The sequence below is a fragment of the Fluviispira vulneris genome (assembly GCF_014281055.1).
Classification (GTDB): Bacteria; Bdellovibrionota_B; Oligoflexia; order Silvanigrellales; family Silvanigrellaceae; genus Silvanigrella; species Silvanigrella vulneris.
On record NZ_JACRSE010000004.1, the window covers coordinates 113,699 to 130,378 of the forward strand.

Below are 16,680 nucleotides of genomic sequence, written 5' to 3' on the forward strand. Positions count from 1 at the left end.
AATATCAATTCACCGGCATAGAAGCAGCATTCTTTGCTTCACTTGGCATAGCTAAAGCAATCGCTTCAGCTATGTCCATCACTTCAAGATTTTTTGTTTCTTCCAAGTTTTGAAACGCACTCTTGAAGTTAATCATGCAAAATGAGCACCCCGTGACCAATGTTTGCGCACCTGTGGCAGCAACGTGTTTCAAGCGATTTTCTACGATTTTACCGCCACCTTCACTTTCATACCACATATTTCCCCCACCCATACCACAACAGTTCGATGTCTCACGACTCGACTCCATTTCGGAAAGGCGTAAACCCGCAACGGCTTCAAGAATTTGTCGAGGGGCATCGTATTCCCCATTGTGCCGTCCTAAAAAACAAGGGTCATGAAAAGTAACAGATTTGTTTACTTCTACCGGTAATTTTAATTTCTGTGACTTATATAATTCAGTTAATAATTGTGAATGATGATAGACTTCATATTTTCCACCATATTCTTGGTAATCATTTTTTAAAGTATTAAAACAATGTGGACAATGAGTGACTATTTTTTTGAATTTTAATTTATTCAATTGTTCGACGTTGCTATTTGCAATTTCTGAAAAGGAATATTCATCACCTAAGCGCTTTACAGGTTCTCCATTACACTTTTCTGCTTTGCCCATAACAGCAAAATCGACACCGCAATATTTTAAAATATTAACGACAGCACGTGCGACTTTTTGATTGCCTAAATCATAGGAACCAGCACAACCGACATAGTAAAGATATTCAACTTCAGGTGTTTCTCCTGTTATAATCGGCAGATCGAGTCCTTCTGCCCATTTAAAGCGGTCAGCTTGAGGCAAACCCCATGGATTGCTATATTGTTTGATATTTTCTATTGCTTTTCCTGCTGAGGTCGGCACTTCGCCTAAAGATAAAGTTTGATAACGTCTCAGTTGCATAATAGTGCGCAGTTGATCAATACCCACTGGACACTCATTCACACAGCCACCACAATTTGTACAAGACCAAATCTCGTTGTGCGTGATTGTGCCATTTTCGAATAGAAAATATTTTTCATCGTCTTCTTTGGAAAATAATGCTTCGACGGTCATACTATTTTTTAATTTTAAAATAACTTCTCTTGGGTCAAGTGGTTTTCCCACGGCATTAGCAGGGCAGATATCCGTACAGCGTCTACACTCTGTACAACTGTCAAAACTTAATAAATCTTTCCAAGTAAAATCTTTTATATCACGTGCACCAAAATATTCTGCTTCTGCATTTTCAAAATCCATTTTTGCTAGCATAACTGTTGGTGTTAAACGTTGTGTGTATAAATTTAAGGAAGCAGTGACAATATGCATAGCACGGGTATAAGGTATAAACGCTACAAATGCCATGGTTGTTACCATATGAAAATACCACAAACTGGTATATAAAACATTTGCATTATCTGCAGACATTTCTTTAGGAAAAATAAAACTAATAGCGTTACCTAAAAATGCCCATTGCATATCGGGCGCATTTTCTTGGAATGCTAAACGAAAACCTTGTAATAAAAAGCCTTGAATAACCAATAAAAATAAAAATGAATAAAGTAATGTATATCCAGTGCTATGTTTAAAACCAAGATTTTTATCGCTTCTTCTAAAAATTCCCATTAATAGTCCAATAGCCAAGCCTATACCTGCTACTTGACAGGAAACCTTTATGAATGCGTAAAACCAGCCATAATAAACATCAAGAATATGATAATCTTTTAATGCAACAATTGTTGTTGCAAATAATAATGTTAAAAATCCATAAAAAATAAGGCCATGCATCCATGCTGCATAAACAGATTTGGGTTTTGGATCTCTCTGCCTTCTTGCTCGCAGAACTTTAGCTTGGGCAATGACATTGCGAAATAATAAAAGGAAACGATCAAGTGGGCGATCAAATGCAACCTCTGCTTTGCCCATGCGCCAAAGCTTTATATGTTTCCATACTCCATAAACAAAAATAACCATTGCTATTAAAAGCCAAACATATGTCGTCATATGAAGAATTTCGTTTAATCCACCAGAAGGCGACCAATAAATCTGTCGTGTGAGTTGTTGAGCATCCATGCAAAAAAACCTTATATAAACAGAAAAAAACAATTCCAATATGAATTATTTATAATCTACATGCGCAGCAATGTAAACATTCTCAATTTTTATTTTGAGGAAGCTTGTTTTATTGACCTCGCATTAAATGCTTTTGTACGTATTTCGTTACACCTGTTTTTAAACTTCTAAACTCATGCTGAATTCCTAAAGACCGCAAAGTTGAAAGATCTGCGCAAGTGTAGTTCTGATACTGTCTTATGATATTATCAGGCATAGGAATATATTCAATGGATTCTTGAAGTGAAAGGGCTGAAAAAACTTCCCGTGCAAGATTGTTCCAACTTTCAGCAACGCCACGCCCGATATTTAAAAATAATCCATTCTCAGAAATGACATGCGATGATTTATTTTCTTTTCTAGCCATGCAAATACGAATAAGATCCATTGTGATATCTACTAAATCATCGATATAAACAAAATCTCTGAGTTGTTCTCCATGCGCATACTCTCGAGAATTGCTTTCAAATAATTTTATTTTTCCAGTTCTCACAGCTTGATTATAACCATGATAAACCATGCTTGCCTGACCCGCTTTGTGTGATTCAAATTGACCAAAGACGTTAAAGTAACGAAGTCCAAACCAAGTTTGTGGAGTTGTTTTTTGTTTTAATGCCCAAAGATCAAAATCAAGTTTTGACTTTCCATATAAATTTAAAGAAGCATATTTTTCGCAATCTTCTTTTTTGTCGGAAAAACCATATCTCCCATCGCCATAGGTTGCAGCGCTTGAGGCATAAATAAATGGAATGTCATTTTTAGCACAATATTCCCACAAAATTTGCGAGTAACCTAAGTTCAGTTTTTGAAATATATCTGGATTTGTTTCTGTGGTAGAAGAACAAGCACCATTATGAATAACCATATCTGGTTTGCGATCCAGTTTATTTAAATGGGAAATAAGATTTTCATAGTCAACATATTGATAGCGGACTGACCCTAAAAACCGACGTGCATTGAGCCTATTCATTGAATCTGACATATCGGTTGCGATCACAGAACAGCCTTTTTCTTGCACTTTATTATCAAAGTTTGAAAAGCGGACAGTGTGCTCTTTGGCAAAACCAAGTTCTTCGGGAGCTGCCGTCAGTAATCTTTCCACAACATTTGTTCCAATAAATCCATTTGCGCCCGTAACAACAAAAAGTGGCATATTTGCTCCAATAAGGGTAAAGAGAATTGGCAATTGAGCTTAACATATGCTCATTGAAAAAGCAGTCAAGCTTTTCCCTCTGCAGAGGGGTTTAGCATAAATAGGGTGCTTTTAGAAAATAAAAATCCTACTGAAAAAGAGTTAAAACTAAAAAGAAAAGGAATTTTTACATGAAAGTTGCTGTGATTGGAGCTGGTTTAGCTGGAAGCGAGTGCGCTTGGGTTCTGGCAGAGAAATATGGAATTCAAGTCACTTTATTCGAAATGAAAGCTAAAAAAACAACTCCTGCACAAATATCTCCGCATTTATTTGCAGAACTTGTCTGTTCTAATAGTTTAAAGTCAAAAAGTCGCTTGAACCCAGCTGGCACCTTAAAATGCGAAATCGAGCAATTGGGCAGCATTGTCATCCCATCAGCAAAAAATGCTGAGGTACCTGCTGGAGAAACTCTTGCCGTTGATAGAGAGCTTTTTTCTCAGACAATAACTGATAAACTCAAACAGCATAAAAATCTCAAGATTGTTGATTGCATTGTGGAAAAAGCGAGTGATGTTTTCGAACACTCCGATTTTGCAGCTGTTGTGATAGCAACTGGCCCTTTGACGGATGATAGTTTAGCAAATGATCTGCGAAACATGACAGGCACGGAGGAACTCTATTTTTACGATGCAATAGCACCCATCCTAGATGGCGATACCATCGATCACTCCATCGCCTTTCTCGCAAATAGACAAACACGGACGCATGCCTTTGAAAAGAAACAGGCGCAGGAAAAAGCTCTGACCGATGGTCTTCCTCCTATCGAAGATGAGGAAGAAGAAGGACATTATTTAAATATTCCGTTAAACAAAGAAGAGTATTATTCATTTGTTGAAAAAGTCTGTGCAGGCGCAAAGGTTCCACACAAAGAGTTTGAAGAACCAAAATACTTTAATGGCTGCCAACCCATTGAAGTTCTTGCAGAAAGAGGACCTCGTACGCTTGCCTTTGGCCCTATGAAACCTCGGGGTTTAGACGATCCTCGCACGGGTCGCATGCCTTATGCTGTGGTGCAATTGCGCAAAGAAAAAATGGGTGACTCCGCTTGGAATATGGTTGGTTTTCAAACGCGCTTGACCTGGGGCGCACAAAAAGAAATTTTGCGCACATTACCTGGTCTTGCAAACGTTGAATTCTTTCGCATGGGCAGCATGCACCGCAACACTTATTTGGTATCACCAAATATTTTAAACGAAGATTTTACCTTAAAAGCAGACAATCGATTCTACTTAGCAGGGCAAATAATGGGAGTCGAGGGCTATTTAGAAAGCTCAGCAATGGGTGTTTACATAGCACATGTGATTGGACAAAAATTAAAACACAACCGTGCTCTTACCTGCCCTCCCGCAAATACTTCGCTCGGCTGTCTTGCACGGTATTGCATATATGGTGAAACAAAAAGATTTTCCCCAATGAATATTCACTGGGGATTATATAATGACTTAAGCAAAGAAGACATAAACAAATATTCAACAAATCCACAAAATATTATAAAATTAAAGAAACTTGATAAATCTGTAAAAAGAGAATTAATGGCTTGCCGTTCAGAAGATCTTTTTAGCGCCTGGCTTAAAGAAACAGAATTAAACTGTTTGTAATAATCTATTTAAAATATTTAACTGTTTCCATTAAAATAAAACGAATTAACATACATAATAAAATGTAAGTTAATTCGTTTTATGAGAAAACTTTTTAGGAAATAATTTATTTAAAATCATTGCTCCTATAAGTATTCCTACCATCATTGATAAAAATATATTTTCAGGGATATGTTTATCTATAGTCAAATACATGAAACCTAAATTTAGATCTTTTAATTTAAGCAGTACATTGACTCCGGCAAAACCAACCAATACAAATGCTGTTTTTTCGAGGATTGGAAATTTATCGATGAGTTTAATAAAGAATTGAGCAGCAATACGCATCATCAAAACACCGAGCACGGCTCCGGTAATTAAGACCCATTTAACATCAGAAATAGCTAATGCAACGGCAATTGAGTCGATCGAAAACATCAAATCCATAAGTTCAACTTGAAGAATTGTCATAACGAAAACACGCGAAGAGGATTTGAGTGCAGTATTTTTAATATCACTTAAATCGGTTTCATGGGTTTCCACTCCTTTTTTATGAAAAAAGAGTTCATGAATCGCTAAATAAACAAGATAAATACCTGCTAAGGCTTTTACCCATTCATATTGCATAAGCCAAACACCTACAAAAATAATTCCCACACGCATTGTGTAGGCACCCCATAGTCCCCAAACAAGTGCTTTTTTTTGTAGTTTAACATCTTTCAACTTTTTCCTGACAAGAGCTGCGAGCGCTAAAGCGTTGTCAAAGCTTAAAAGTCCTTCTAATATTACTAGGTTAATAATTATTACGACTTGTGCCCAATTAAATTCAAACAAGGAAGCCTCCTCTTTCATAAAAAATATAGCATTTAATACACTCACATTTAACGAAATAGCTCTGATAAAGCAAGGCTTGACCAAAAACCTTTGAAATGCGATTACTATCACTCTTTTCAACTGATCTGTAAAGGGAGGGCTGAAAGATGCTTGTTGATAATCAATATTCATCGGAGCTAGTTGCAATAAAAAACAAATTAAAAAAAGCCTTACTCGCATTCCAAGAAGGCCAACTTATATTAGTGGGCGATGATGGTCTCCGTGAAAATGAAGCCGATCTCGTCTTTCATGCAAAGGGAGCAACACCCCAAAATGTTAACTTTGCAATAAAATATGCCCGTGGTTTATTGTGTGTTTCATTAGGACATGAATTGGCTGACAATTTGGGTTTTAGCACTTCACCCAAACTCCCTGGCGGAATTGCAAATACAAATTTCACTGTGTCTGTTGATGCCAAAGAGGGAATTACAAATGGAATTTCCGCAAAAGATAGAGCATTGACCATTTCACTTATGGCTAAGCCTAATAGCAAAATGTCTGACTTTATCTCACCTGGCCATGTTTTTCCTGTCCGTGCAATGTCGGGTGGGCTTTTAGCGCGCGCTGGACACACAGAGGCTCTGTATGAGCTTTGCCAAATGACAAAGCTTCCTTACGCGGCTGCAATGTGTGAAGTGCTTGGCGATGACGGCGACGCTATTGATCCACACACTCTTGCACACAAAGAAAATCGAGAATGCGTTTTTCACAATCTTCCCTTTATTTCAACAGTAGATATCCTTTGGAGTAAAATTTTATTTCACGAAAACGATGAAAGCAAATTCCTAAAAAGCGAGCAATTTGATTGCAAAGATAAAAATTTGAAACCAATATCAGTTTATATTTTACAAGCAGGTCTAGAAGAAAATATAACTCTGCCAACGACTTTAAGTATTTATAAAAAAGAATTATCCATAGAAAACATTAGAATATCGATCACAAACTCCGTTTATACTTGGGACAATGGAATTCCAAGAGAGTCTTGTTCAGCTGAAATTTCACTCTTTTCTCATGAAAATTGTTTAGAAATTGTTCCGCACTCTGTAAAAGAATTTTCTGATATGAGCGGTAAAGAAGGATTGAAAAAAACAAAATGTTCTGTTCGTCGCTCAGTAAGTATACTCAGATCTATGCAATTTTTAAATAAAAGCTTCAACTTAAATACTTTGGATGAGAAAAAATTAAGCAAATTAAAATATATTGTGCCTGAAGATTATATGTTTTTGAACGCTATTATTTCCTTGCAAAATATTTAAAAATTACATTTAATTTATAGATCTTATACCTTGCCAAATTAATGGATACCATAATTTCTCATTTTCAATCGGTGTTTTCTTTGGCAATAAAGGATTTTTTAAGAAAATCAACTTTCGATTGTTCAAGTTTGCTGTCTGCAAATATTGAGCGTTAAATTTATTAAAAATATTTTCAAATGAACCATCTTGCAAAATTTTCTCAAACCCATATTTTAATCTTTGTTGTAGTTTTTTATTCAGTTTACTAACAAAAAAATAATAGCCAGTGGGATATACCATAGCCCATTTTTTAATCACGGTTAACCCAAACTCTTTTGCATGACTCTCTGCAATTGGAAATACTTCGAGTGCTCCCAAAGGAAAAAGATCAAAACGACGAGATTTTAGCATAGGATAAAGCACTGGATATGAAGTTGCTTTAATTACATTCATATTATTCTTCAGAAGAATTTCTGTATCTGGCCAATCAAAAACCTGTCCTATTGAAACTTTTTGCAGTTCTTTTGCAGTTTTAATATTTTCAAATTTTTCATTATTTTCTGTTAATACCATTGGAATTCTAACCCCTAATAATCCTTTAAAAATGCAGATTCTAATAGGTTCAGCATCTTCTTCTCTTGATATTGACGTCATAGTTGCAATGACATCAATATTTTGTGAATTATTTTTCAACTCTAAAAAGGCTCTTGACTGCGAAGAAGCCTCGGCTTTTATAAGTTGAAAACTTCCATATTTATCTGTCGATTTTTCTAATAAAAGAGTTAGCAATGCCAGTTCATAACTTAAACTTGAATCATTTTGCGAAGCTGATAAATTATGATGAATAAGCATTTGTGCATTTGAATAATTATTCAAATAAAACATAAAAAAAATAACAGATATCTTATATAATAATCTTAAAAACATAAAAAATCCTTATATTTAATTATTATATTTTTTTCCAAATTGTATAGTAATATGTAGTCTTACGTGAAGAGTATAACAAATCAGCTTGCTTGTAATCTCCAACTTTTTCCCATCCAACTGTATTTGGTTCTTGAGTGATCAATGCTTTTATTATTTTTCCATTTTCCATTTCTTTAAAATGCTCTGAAAAAGATTCATAAGTACTTTTTAAGCTATCTTTATTTGCTACGACAACATCGAGAGGCATTTTTGTTAATACACTTTCTACTAAACCTTCGCATAACAACCACTTCCGTTCATTTGCCGCCAATGGGCAAAGCCACTCAGTGCCATTGAGCATAACTCCCTTTTCTCTTGGTATAGTTGTTAAGAAGTTCCGAACTTCTTTATTTACCTTTTCTCTTTCAATTAAGCCTCTAATTGGATAGAGCAAACTTTTTCTCCACTCAGATGTATTTAGAAAAAATAAAATCATAAAAAATGGAATAATTTTTTTATTGCTGAAAACAAAGTTTACGCTTTTATTTAGTAAAATATTTTTAGAGCTAAATTCAATGCTTAAATAATAAATTCCAAGCACAGTTAAGATCCACCACTGAGTTCCTAGACTTGAAATATAATGAGTATTTGTCGAAACCATCATTCCACCACTGAGTCCAGCTTGAATAAAATAAGCAAGACATCCAAATGAAACACAAATGGCAATAAGTCGATATTTTTTCGAAAAAACTGCTAGAAAAGCAAATGGCCCACAATAGAAAAAGATTTTTAAAAAAGTTTTTATTTTTTCAACAGAAAATAATTGTGAAATTACCAAGATTGGATCTCGAAAAAAAGTTTGCAATATACCTATTCCATCCCCTCCTACATTGGCAAATCTATCACCAAAGCGAAACGTCTCTCCTGTGAGCCATGGGCCAAAATATCTTTGAAATGAACCAATGAGAAGAAAGCCAGCTATGTATAAAAATACTGAAACTAATACTCGTATATTTGAAACTTTATCTTTTAAAATGTAGTAAATGAAATACACTGGTGCAATAGAAAAAAATATTTCGCTACACTGTAGAAGAAAAAATAGCAAAATAAAAGAAATATATTTGCTTTTATCCGATATAATACAATAAAAAATCCACGGTATAAAAAGAAGCGTACCAAACACTGGCGGATGCGCATCAAACTGGATTGGATTTACATTAATCCAGGAAACAATAAATAAAATTGTTGTTAAGTAACGCAAAACTGGTAATCGAGAATTCAAAAATAAAAACGAAGAAATTTTCCAAGCAGCCAATGCTCCAAGAAGTAAAGCAATGGCTTGCCATAAAACAATGGATACTGCTCCTGAAAAAACATAAGTCAAAGGCACGGCTGTGAATAAAATAGGTTCCCAATGTGTAAGCAAGTAATGATTACGAAGTTCAGAAGTCGTTCTTAATAACTCACCAAACTTAACATTCGATATGGCTTGCGCGAACCAAGAAAGATCGAATCCTGGCGAGTGCATTCTAGCATATGCATGCAAACAAGCGGCGATAGCAACAAGAGTTGCAAATCCAAAAAATGCAATTAAAAATCTTTTATCTCCAAATTCAGCGAATATGTTCCGTTCAGATTTCCTAAAGATCAACCATAACAAACTAAAAATTGCTCCTACAAGCGAAATAGCAAAAGAGTTTGGAACAATTGCAAAGATCACAAGAAGCGAAACAATGACAACTCCAATCAGGGAAAATCTTTCTTTATTCAGAAAAACACGGAACTCTATATTCATTTAAACCTTCTAAAAAATTTTGTAAATTTTTATACACTACAACTCTCATAATCTTTTTAAGATAATTAAATCTATAATAAGGCAAAAAAAAAATCAAATTTTGATTTTTTCATTTTTATTTAAATTATTTAAAATATATATTTTATAATTTTTATTAAAAAGTAGAGGATTTGTTACTCAGTAAACAATGCACTGACAAATTCATGGGCTTCAAATATTTCAAGATCCTCAACAGATTCACCAACACCAACATAGCGTATAGGCAATCCCAATTCAGCTGCAATTGCGATAGCAATCCCACCTTTGGCTGTGCCATCAAGTTTTGTCAGCACGAGACCTGTAATATTTACGACATCACGGAAGACTTTTGCTTGTTGCAAAGCATTTTGTCCGGTTGTGGCATCGAGAACGAGAAGAACTTCATGAGGAGCATCTGGATTTTCTTTTGCGACGACTCTACCTATTTTAGCAAGTTCTTGCATGAGATCCTGTCTATTTTGCAATCTGCCAGCTGTGTCAATTAGACATACATCGGCATTCGTTTCAGATGCCTTTTTAACCGTTTCAAATGCTACAGAAGCGGGATCTGCTCCTTCTTTTAAACGAATCATATGAGCCTTAGAACGCTCAGCCCAGACAGATAACTGTTCAATGGCAGCAGCACGAAATGTATCGGCAGCACCAATAACAACTTTTTGTCCTCTTAAATGTGCTTTATACGCAAGTTTTCCAGTTGTTGTCGTCTTTCCAACGCCATTCACCCCTACCATCAAAACAATATGTGGTAATTTATTTTCCGAAAGACTGAGCATAGGTTTTTCAATTTCACCTTTAGGATTAGCTTTCGTAGATGATAAAATATTAAATATTTCTTCCTTTAAAATACTTTTAAACTTACTTGGGTCAGAATAATCTTCTTTAGTTAATCTACTTTTAACTTTTTCAACTAAAAGATCGGAAGTTTTTACACCAATATCTGCCTGTATAAGAATTTCAAAAAGATGTTCAAGAGTTTGATCTCGTGTTACCTTATCACTTTTCGAAGTAAAAAATTCATCTAGACCATTTACAATTTGAGAATGAGTTTTTCTTAATCCACCCTTTAAACGATCAAACCATTTCTTTTCATCAACAACAACTTTAATAGGTTGTTCAGGCACGACTGCCTGAGTTTGTTCTTGAGATTTTTGGGCTAAGGGAACTTCTTGCTTTTTCCGTTCTGTTAGCTCAATTAGACTTTCCCGAATAGATTCTTTCGGAAGTGATTTTGGTGAAGATTTTTTACGATTTAAAATTAAATTTGTAATAAATAAAATAGCAAGTATAGTGACAACTACACTTGCAGCAATCATAAAATGATCGCCTGACATATCATTCATGTTCTTTTTTCCTATTATACCAAAAATACTCTACAAGATTCCCAAAAGGATCTCGGAAATAAAATGCACGACCATCAAAACGATCGTGTGGTTCTCGAACTATTTCCAATTGAAAACTTTGTATTCTCTGACAAAATGCATCGACTTGTAATGGTGAATCTGCTTGGAAACCATAGTGATCGAGAACTTGTTTTCCAAATTGCCCCACTTGTCTTGTCTTGTCTACCGCATCTTTTGCAAGTTTAGCAACGAAAACAGATGATCCCATTTCAACCATAATCTGTTCACCTTTATACATATAGAAGCTCGATTGCAAAACCTCACCAAAAAACCACTTACCTTTCTCAAGGTCATCTATAATGATAGCGAGATGACCAATTCCTTTTATCCACGGAGTATTAACTGACATATTTAAGACCACTTATGTGTTTGAATAATAGAGTTAACTACTCCAATAAATCTAGAATTTTCATCCGTAATGGCTTGATGAGATAAATTTAAAATTATTTCTTTTGCTTTTTCATTTTGTTTAGCTTGTTCCTCTAAACATTCAAGAGCCGCCATTTTTAAATTTTCATCCCGGCTATTTAAGAATTCAGTTACTTTATTAACGATTAATTCTTCTTTACCTTTTACTTCTTTAAGTGCAAGCATAATTTCTTCATTTCGTTCAAGAACAGATTCATCAAAAACCGCTATATCTGTTGCTAAATTTTTAATTAAAAGATCTACATATTCATCATGTGAGAAAATTTTCTCAGCAATTTTAATCGGCCATGAGATCCTTCTTTGAGTCTCTATAGTTTTTTTAACGAATTCCTTTGCTTTTTCTCCATGACTTACAATGATATTTAGACATTTTTCTTTTTCACGATTGTCTATAATGCCAGAATCAACAGAAAGTTCAAACCGCTTTAACAGTTGCGGAACGGATTGTTCAGGAGCAATATTTTCGAGAGCTTCTATTGCCTCTAAACGTTGCTCTTTTGTTGTCATTGCTTTTTTAAGGACATCACCATATTTATCATATGATTTTGGTTGTGAAGAAAAAAACTTGTCAAAAATACCCACTTTAAACCTCTTAATTTATCTTCTTGGAGCTATAGATTATAAACACCAAACCTAAAATAGTAAAAAATAAACCTGCAATAATTCCTCCATCAATATAAATAGATGGAATTTGTGCAGCATTATGTATCTTGATCATTTGCTCTGTCATGGCTCTTTCCTTAGCACGCCAAAAAACGGCACAGTAATCTCTTTGTAATCGGGATCATTGGTTTTGACAACAAAAAATCCAGAAACATTGACCCCAGGAGACCCATCGACTTCATTAAATTCATCGCGCTTTTTTGGATAATGAAGCTTAAATGAAACGACGAAAGACGAGTGATTGCTCCCATCACTCGCTGCACTTGTTGGTGAGAGTTTGTCTTTTCTTATTTCAAATAACTCTGAATCTTTTAAACTTTTCAATTCTGGGAGTTTTTTTAACTCCACCTTGACACCTGTGACTGTAAAGTTTTTATCTAAAGATTTAAAGGTAATAACACGCTCTGAGGGTCTCAATTCATTTACAACTCCAAATTCAACATATTTTGCTGAAACTTGTACATGGCCTACAGATTCGCCAATAACTGGAATTTCATAATCTTTATAATAGAACGAATTATTCCAAACTTTTATTTTTGCACTTATGGGGCCAATTGGGATTGATTTGTCATCAATTTGCACTGAAATTTGCGCAGTGTGTGCAGATGTTTGAGGCAGTAATTTAACCTTTATAAAAGGAGCACTGGATTCAACAGCAATGATTTTGAATGGTTCATTATCGGCTAAAATATTTTCTTTTACTTGACTCGAAAAAGATGTTGCTTCTACATCTGATTTTGCTGTGTCTATATAATTCATACCTTCTTTTGCAGTATAAGGTTTTCCACGTGATATTAAATTCATATTTAATAAAAATGATTTAGGAATATCTCCTTGAATTTTTCCGACATATAAAAGTGTTGGAACAGCGGTTAATTCTTGTAAAACATTTGCAGTAATGGTTAAAGTAACTGTGGGAGAAGATGATCCCATATTCGTTTCCAGAGTTATCGTTCTCACTATATTACCTGAAAAATCTCTTGAGTTAAATTCAGCATTAACGTAACCGCTCTCACCAGATTTAAAAACATTTTTTATTGTGCTTCCATCTTTTGAATATATTTTAGTATTTATACAACCGCATGCTGCATGTACACTGCTAAAAACAAGCGTTCCATTTCCTGTGTTTTGAAAACGATACATATGACTCACTTTTTGCCCTCGATAAATTTCACCGAAGTCAAAGCGTGTCGAGTCGAACTCAACGCGAGGAACTTGTCCTTGTAAGTTGAGGTCGATCGTTGGTTCTATTGCATTTGCAGAAAAGGAAACTTGATAAAAAATAAAGACACAAAAAATTCTCAATAAGAAAAATCTGACTCTTTTAGAAAAACACATGTTGTGATCCCTATTTTCACATGTTATCTTGCCACCCGCTTTGGTATAATCTTTTTTACAGCTCAAGTCCAAACCCCTAAAATAAGAAGTGTTCATGGTATCAATAAAATCAAGTTTTCTAAAGTATTTTGCCCTCATTTTAAGCGCAATTCTCGTTTCTATGGGATTTCCTGGTTATGACTTCCCAGTGCTCGGAATTGGAGCAATTATTCCTTTTGCACTGATTCCACTCATACTTTCTATAAAAACACTCCCAAGAAAATATTCAGAACACTCAAATTTAAAAAAACATTTTGCCCAAATCAGTCCAAGAAAACGTGCTTTCAGCGCATTTTTTGCCATTTGGTTTTTTGGCTTTGTTTTACAGCTTATTGCATTTTTCTGGATTTCACAGCCCATAATATATTTTAGCACTTTAAAACCTTATTTTGCATACCCGCTCTATATTGCCATTTCTGTATTCACTTCACTTTATTTTCCATTTTTATTTTCACCACTTATTTTGCAAACATGGCTTGAATCCAAATATAGTAATAAAAAACTTCCAATTATTGCAATCGCGATGACGATGACACTTTTTGAAATCATAGCACCTAGATTCTTTAATTGGACTTTTGGCAGTTTAATGCACTCTGAAACACAAATAAATCAAATATCCAGCGTCTTCGGATTTAATATTATTTCATTTTTTATTTTTTATACAAGCCTTACCTTATCCGATGCGCTGCTAAAGTTTTCTAAAAATAAAAGTTTACTTATCTCTACAACATGTATTAATTTATTGATATGGGGAATTATTTTTACTTTTGGATATTTCCGCATAAATAATATAAACGAGTCGTTAGTAAATGCAAAATCAACCCGTATTGCTTTTGTTCAACCAAATTTTACATTTAACTCTATTGCTTCTGCTCCACTTCCCTCTTTAACTTCACAACAGCAAAGCTTATCAAGATTACTTGAAATGAGCCGTGAAGCAGTGCAAAAATCAATTGCAAAAGATGGAAGAAAACCCGACCTTATTATTTGGCCTGAGAGTGGAACACATAGTTTCTATACTTTAGATAATGCTGAAATTACAGCAACAAAACAATTTTCAGCATCAGTTCAAGTGCCAATTTTAGTGCAAGCTACAAAGTGGGATAAAGCGGATCTTAAAAAAGTTGGTTATGAAAAAGCTCGGGTTTGGTCTTCATCTTTTCTTATTCGTCCTGATGGTTCAAAGAGCAAAGACTTTGACAAATGGGTACCCATGCCTTTTGGCGAGTCAGTTCCTTTCGAAAAATATTTTCCAAAACTTGGTATTTATTATAGAAATATTTTTGAAAATGCGAGTAAAGTTGAAATTGGGACAAGCTATGATGCATTAGCTTATACAGAAAAAGATTTCGTAGCACCTCTCATTTGCTTTGACTCTATTGATCCAAATCTTCCTCGCCTCGAAACCTTAAAAGGCAAGGCAAGCATTTTTGTCAATCAAGCCAATTTTGTTTGGATGGTAAAAAGCAATGCAGGGCTTGAATTTAGTATACTCAATAAGTTTAGATCCATTGAAAATGCACGCAGTCTTGTGATGGTTTCAAACACAGGACCTACAATGGCTTTCGATCCTTTAGGTCGAGTTATCTTACAGCCAACTCCACTTTTAACACAAGAAACTGGATTTGTAGATGTTCCTATTTCAAATGAAATGACAGTTTATACAATGTTTTCTAATTGGCCACTCATTATATTAGGACTTATATCACTTATTTGGCTTTTTATAGCAGCAAACAAGAGCGCATATGATAATCGCTGATAAAAAAGAAAAAGGACTTTTGTCTGAAAGATTAAGACCATCATTAGCAAAACAAAATTATTTATTAGGTTCTGCAAAAAAAATTTGGGAGCGAGATCTTCAGCAATGGCGTAATTCACACAAATTCCATATTATATTATGGGGACCTCCTGGCTCTGGAAAGACCACTTTAGCTCGTATGCTTGGTGAAGATTCTGGCATTCCCTTTGTTACCTTATCAGCCGTGCGTGATGGGGTAAAAGAGATAAAAAATGCTGTTGAAAAACACCCAGGTGCTCTTATTTTTATAGATGAAATACATCGCCTCAGTCGAAATCAACAAGATATTCTTCTCCCTATTCTTGAATATTCTGAAGCTTGGATCATCGGAGCGACTACAGAATCCCCTACAACGGAACTTTCTCCGCCTATTTTAAGCCGGGTAAGAAGTATTTATATCTCACCATTAAACGAACAAGAAATCTCTCAAGGTTTATTGCATGGATACGATTTCCTAAAAAATAATGATAACGATTTTCAGAATAAATTTGTTGATGAAATTAAAGTAAAGGAACAATTTATCCCAAAAATTTCGCAAATGAGCGGGGGTGATTTGCGCTTTGCCTTAAACTTATTTGAGAATATTATATATTGTAATAATGAAGAAGAAGAAAATGATATATTTAAAAACTCTTTAAAAGCATTTACGAATAAAAATCATTACGATTTTATCAGCGCTATGATTAAAAGTATGCGCGGAAGTGATCCTGACGCAGCTCTATTTTATGCTATTACAGCACTTGATAAAGGAGAAGATCCTATTTTTATCGCCAGACGCTGTGTGATTTTTGCCAGTGAAGATGTTGGCAATGCAGATCCACAGGCACTTTCTTTAGCAGTAAATGCATACAAAGCTATTGAATGTGTAGGCATGCCTGAAGGCAGAATTCCTTTGGCTCAAGTTGTTACTTATTTAGCAAGTACAATGAAAAGTAACAAAGCATATCTTGCAATCGAAAGAGTGAGAAAATGGCGTATTCAAGCAGAAGAAAATGGTTATTCATTGCAACCACCCAATGAAATAACAATAAAAGGTAAAAATCAATACAAATACCCTCACAATTTCGAAAATTCTTTTGTTTACTTCGATTATTTGCCAAAAGAAATTTCTAGGATAAAACAAAAGGAGAGAGTTGCTGCATATTTACCTTCTGATTATGGAACAGAATTAAGGCTTAAAAATCGCTTGGCAGAGCTCTGGAAAAAACCAAGTAAAATAGACAATTTTTAAAACAAATAAAATCTAAAGTAATTATATGGACAAAATACAA

General features: G+C 34.6%; 14 protein-coding genes. 4 read left to right on the forward strand and 10 right to left on the reverse strand.

All coding sequences use genetic code 11. From position 1 onward, the window contains the following. Positions 1-4: 4 nt before the first annotated feature. Both H7355_RS09800 and rfaD read right to left on the reverse strand, forming a co-directional pair. A complete protein-coding gene (locus H7355_RS09800; RefSeq protein ID WP_186646999.1) occupies positions 5-2,086 on the reverse strand; it encodes a heterodisulfide reductase-related iron-sulfur binding cluster in 2,082 nt (693 codons plus the stop codon). A gap of 109 nt (positions 2,087-2,195) precedes the next feature. Further along, positions 2,196-3,278 carry an ADP-glyceromanno-heptose 6-epimerase gene (gene rfaD, locus H7355_RS09805; RefSeq protein WP_186647001.1) on the reverse strand — a complete coding sequence of 361 codons (1,083 nt, stop codon included), beginning with the start codon at positions 3,276-3,278 and terminating at the stop codon, positions 2,196-2,198. A 170-nt stretch (positions 3,279-3,448) separates the two neighbouring features. Between rfaD and trmFO the strand changes: the two genes are divergently transcribed. Next, a complete protein-coding gene (gene trmFO / locus H7355_RS09810; RefSeq protein ID WP_186647003.1) occupies positions 3,449-4,915 on the forward strand; it encodes a methylenetetrahydrofolate--tRNA-(uracil(54)-C(5))-methyltransferase (FADH(2)-oxidizing) TrmFO in 1,467 nt (488 codons plus the stop codon). 69 nt (positions 4,916-4,984) lie between these two features. Here the strand turns inward: trmFO and H7355_RS09815 are convergent, their stop codons facing one another. Next, positions 4,985-5,728, reverse strand: coding sequence for a TerC family protein (locus H7355_RS09815; RefSeq protein ID WP_186647005.1), 744 nt, complete (start codon positions 5,726-5,728; stop codon positions 4,985-4,987). A 146-nt stretch (positions 5,729-5,874) separates the two neighbouring features. Between H7355_RS09815 and H7355_RS09820 the strand changes: the two genes are divergently transcribed. Then, complete coding sequence (locus H7355_RS09820) at positions 5,875-7,023, forward strand: 3,4-dihydroxy-2-butanone-4-phosphate synthase (protein ID WP_186647007.1); 1,149 nt, start codon at positions 5,875-5,877, stop codon at positions 7,021-7,023. A 9-nt stretch (positions 7,024-7,032) separates the two neighbouring features. On the opposite strand, the gene H7355_RS09825 is transcribed toward H7355_RS09820, so the two are convergent. From H7355_RS09825 to H7355_RS09855, 7 genes are all read right to left on the reverse strand, one after another. Beyond that, positions 7,033-7,929, reverse strand: a complete 897-nt coding sequence (locus H7355_RS09825; protein ID WP_186647008.1) for a transporter substrate-binding domain-containing protein — start codon at positions 7,927-7,929, stop codon at positions 7,033-7,035. A gap of 22 nt (positions 7,930-7,951) precedes the next feature. After that, complete coding sequence (locus tag H7355_RS09830; protein ID WP_186647010.1) at positions 7,952-9,703, reverse strand: DUF2079 domain-containing protein; 1,752 nt, start codon at positions 9,701-9,703, stop codon at positions 7,952-7,954. Positions 9,704-9,876: 173 nt separating this feature from the next. Beyond that, positions 9,877-11,082, reverse strand: coding sequence for a signal recognition particle-docking protein FtsY (gene ftsY / locus H7355_RS09835; RefSeq protein WP_222435694.1), 1,206 nt, complete (start codon positions 11,080-11,082; stop codon positions 9,877-9,879). Then, positions 11,075-11,491, reverse strand: a complete 417-nt coding sequence (locus tag H7355_RS09840; RefSeq protein ID WP_186647012.1) for a VOC family protein — start codon at positions 11,489-11,491, stop codon at positions 11,075-11,077. Before H7355_RS09840 ends, ftsY begins: the two co-directional genes overlap by 8 nt. Positions 11,492-11,493: 2 nt before the next feature. Then, the gene (locus tag H7355_RS09845; protein ID WP_186647014.1) at positions 11,494-12,153 is read right to left on the reverse strand and encodes a hypothetical protein; all 660 of its coding nucleotides are present in this window, start codon (positions 12,151-12,153) and stop codon (positions 11,494-11,496) included. Positions 12,154-12,163: 10 nt separating this feature from the next. Next, positions 12,164-12,301, reverse strand: coding sequence for a hypothetical protein (locus H7355_RS09850; RefSeq protein ID WP_186647016.1), 138 nt, complete (start codon positions 12,299-12,301; stop codon positions 12,164-12,166). After that, the gene (locus H7355_RS09855; protein WP_186647018.1) at positions 12,298-13,638 is read right to left on the reverse strand and encodes a DUF1573 domain-containing protein; all 1,341 of its coding nucleotides are present in this window, start codon (positions 13,636-13,638) and stop codon (positions 12,298-12,300) included. Before H7355_RS09855 ends, H7355_RS09850 begins: the two co-directional genes overlap by 4 nt. A 28-nt stretch (positions 13,639-13,666) precedes the next feature. Between H7355_RS09855 and lnt the strand changes: the two genes are divergently transcribed. Beyond that, positions 13,667-15,370, forward strand: a complete 1,704-nt coding sequence (lnt, locus tag H7355_RS09860; protein ID WP_186647020.1) for an apolipoprotein N-acyltransferase — start codon at positions 13,667-13,669, stop codon at positions 15,368-15,370. Beyond that, positions 15,357-16,640, forward strand: coding sequence for an AAA family ATPase (locus H7355_RS09865; protein WP_186647022.1), 1,284 nt, complete (start codon positions 15,357-15,359; stop codon positions 16,638-16,640). Before lnt ends, H7355_RS09865 begins: the two co-directional genes overlap by 14 nt. The last annotated feature ends 40 nt before the right edge of the window (positions 16,641-16,680 follow it).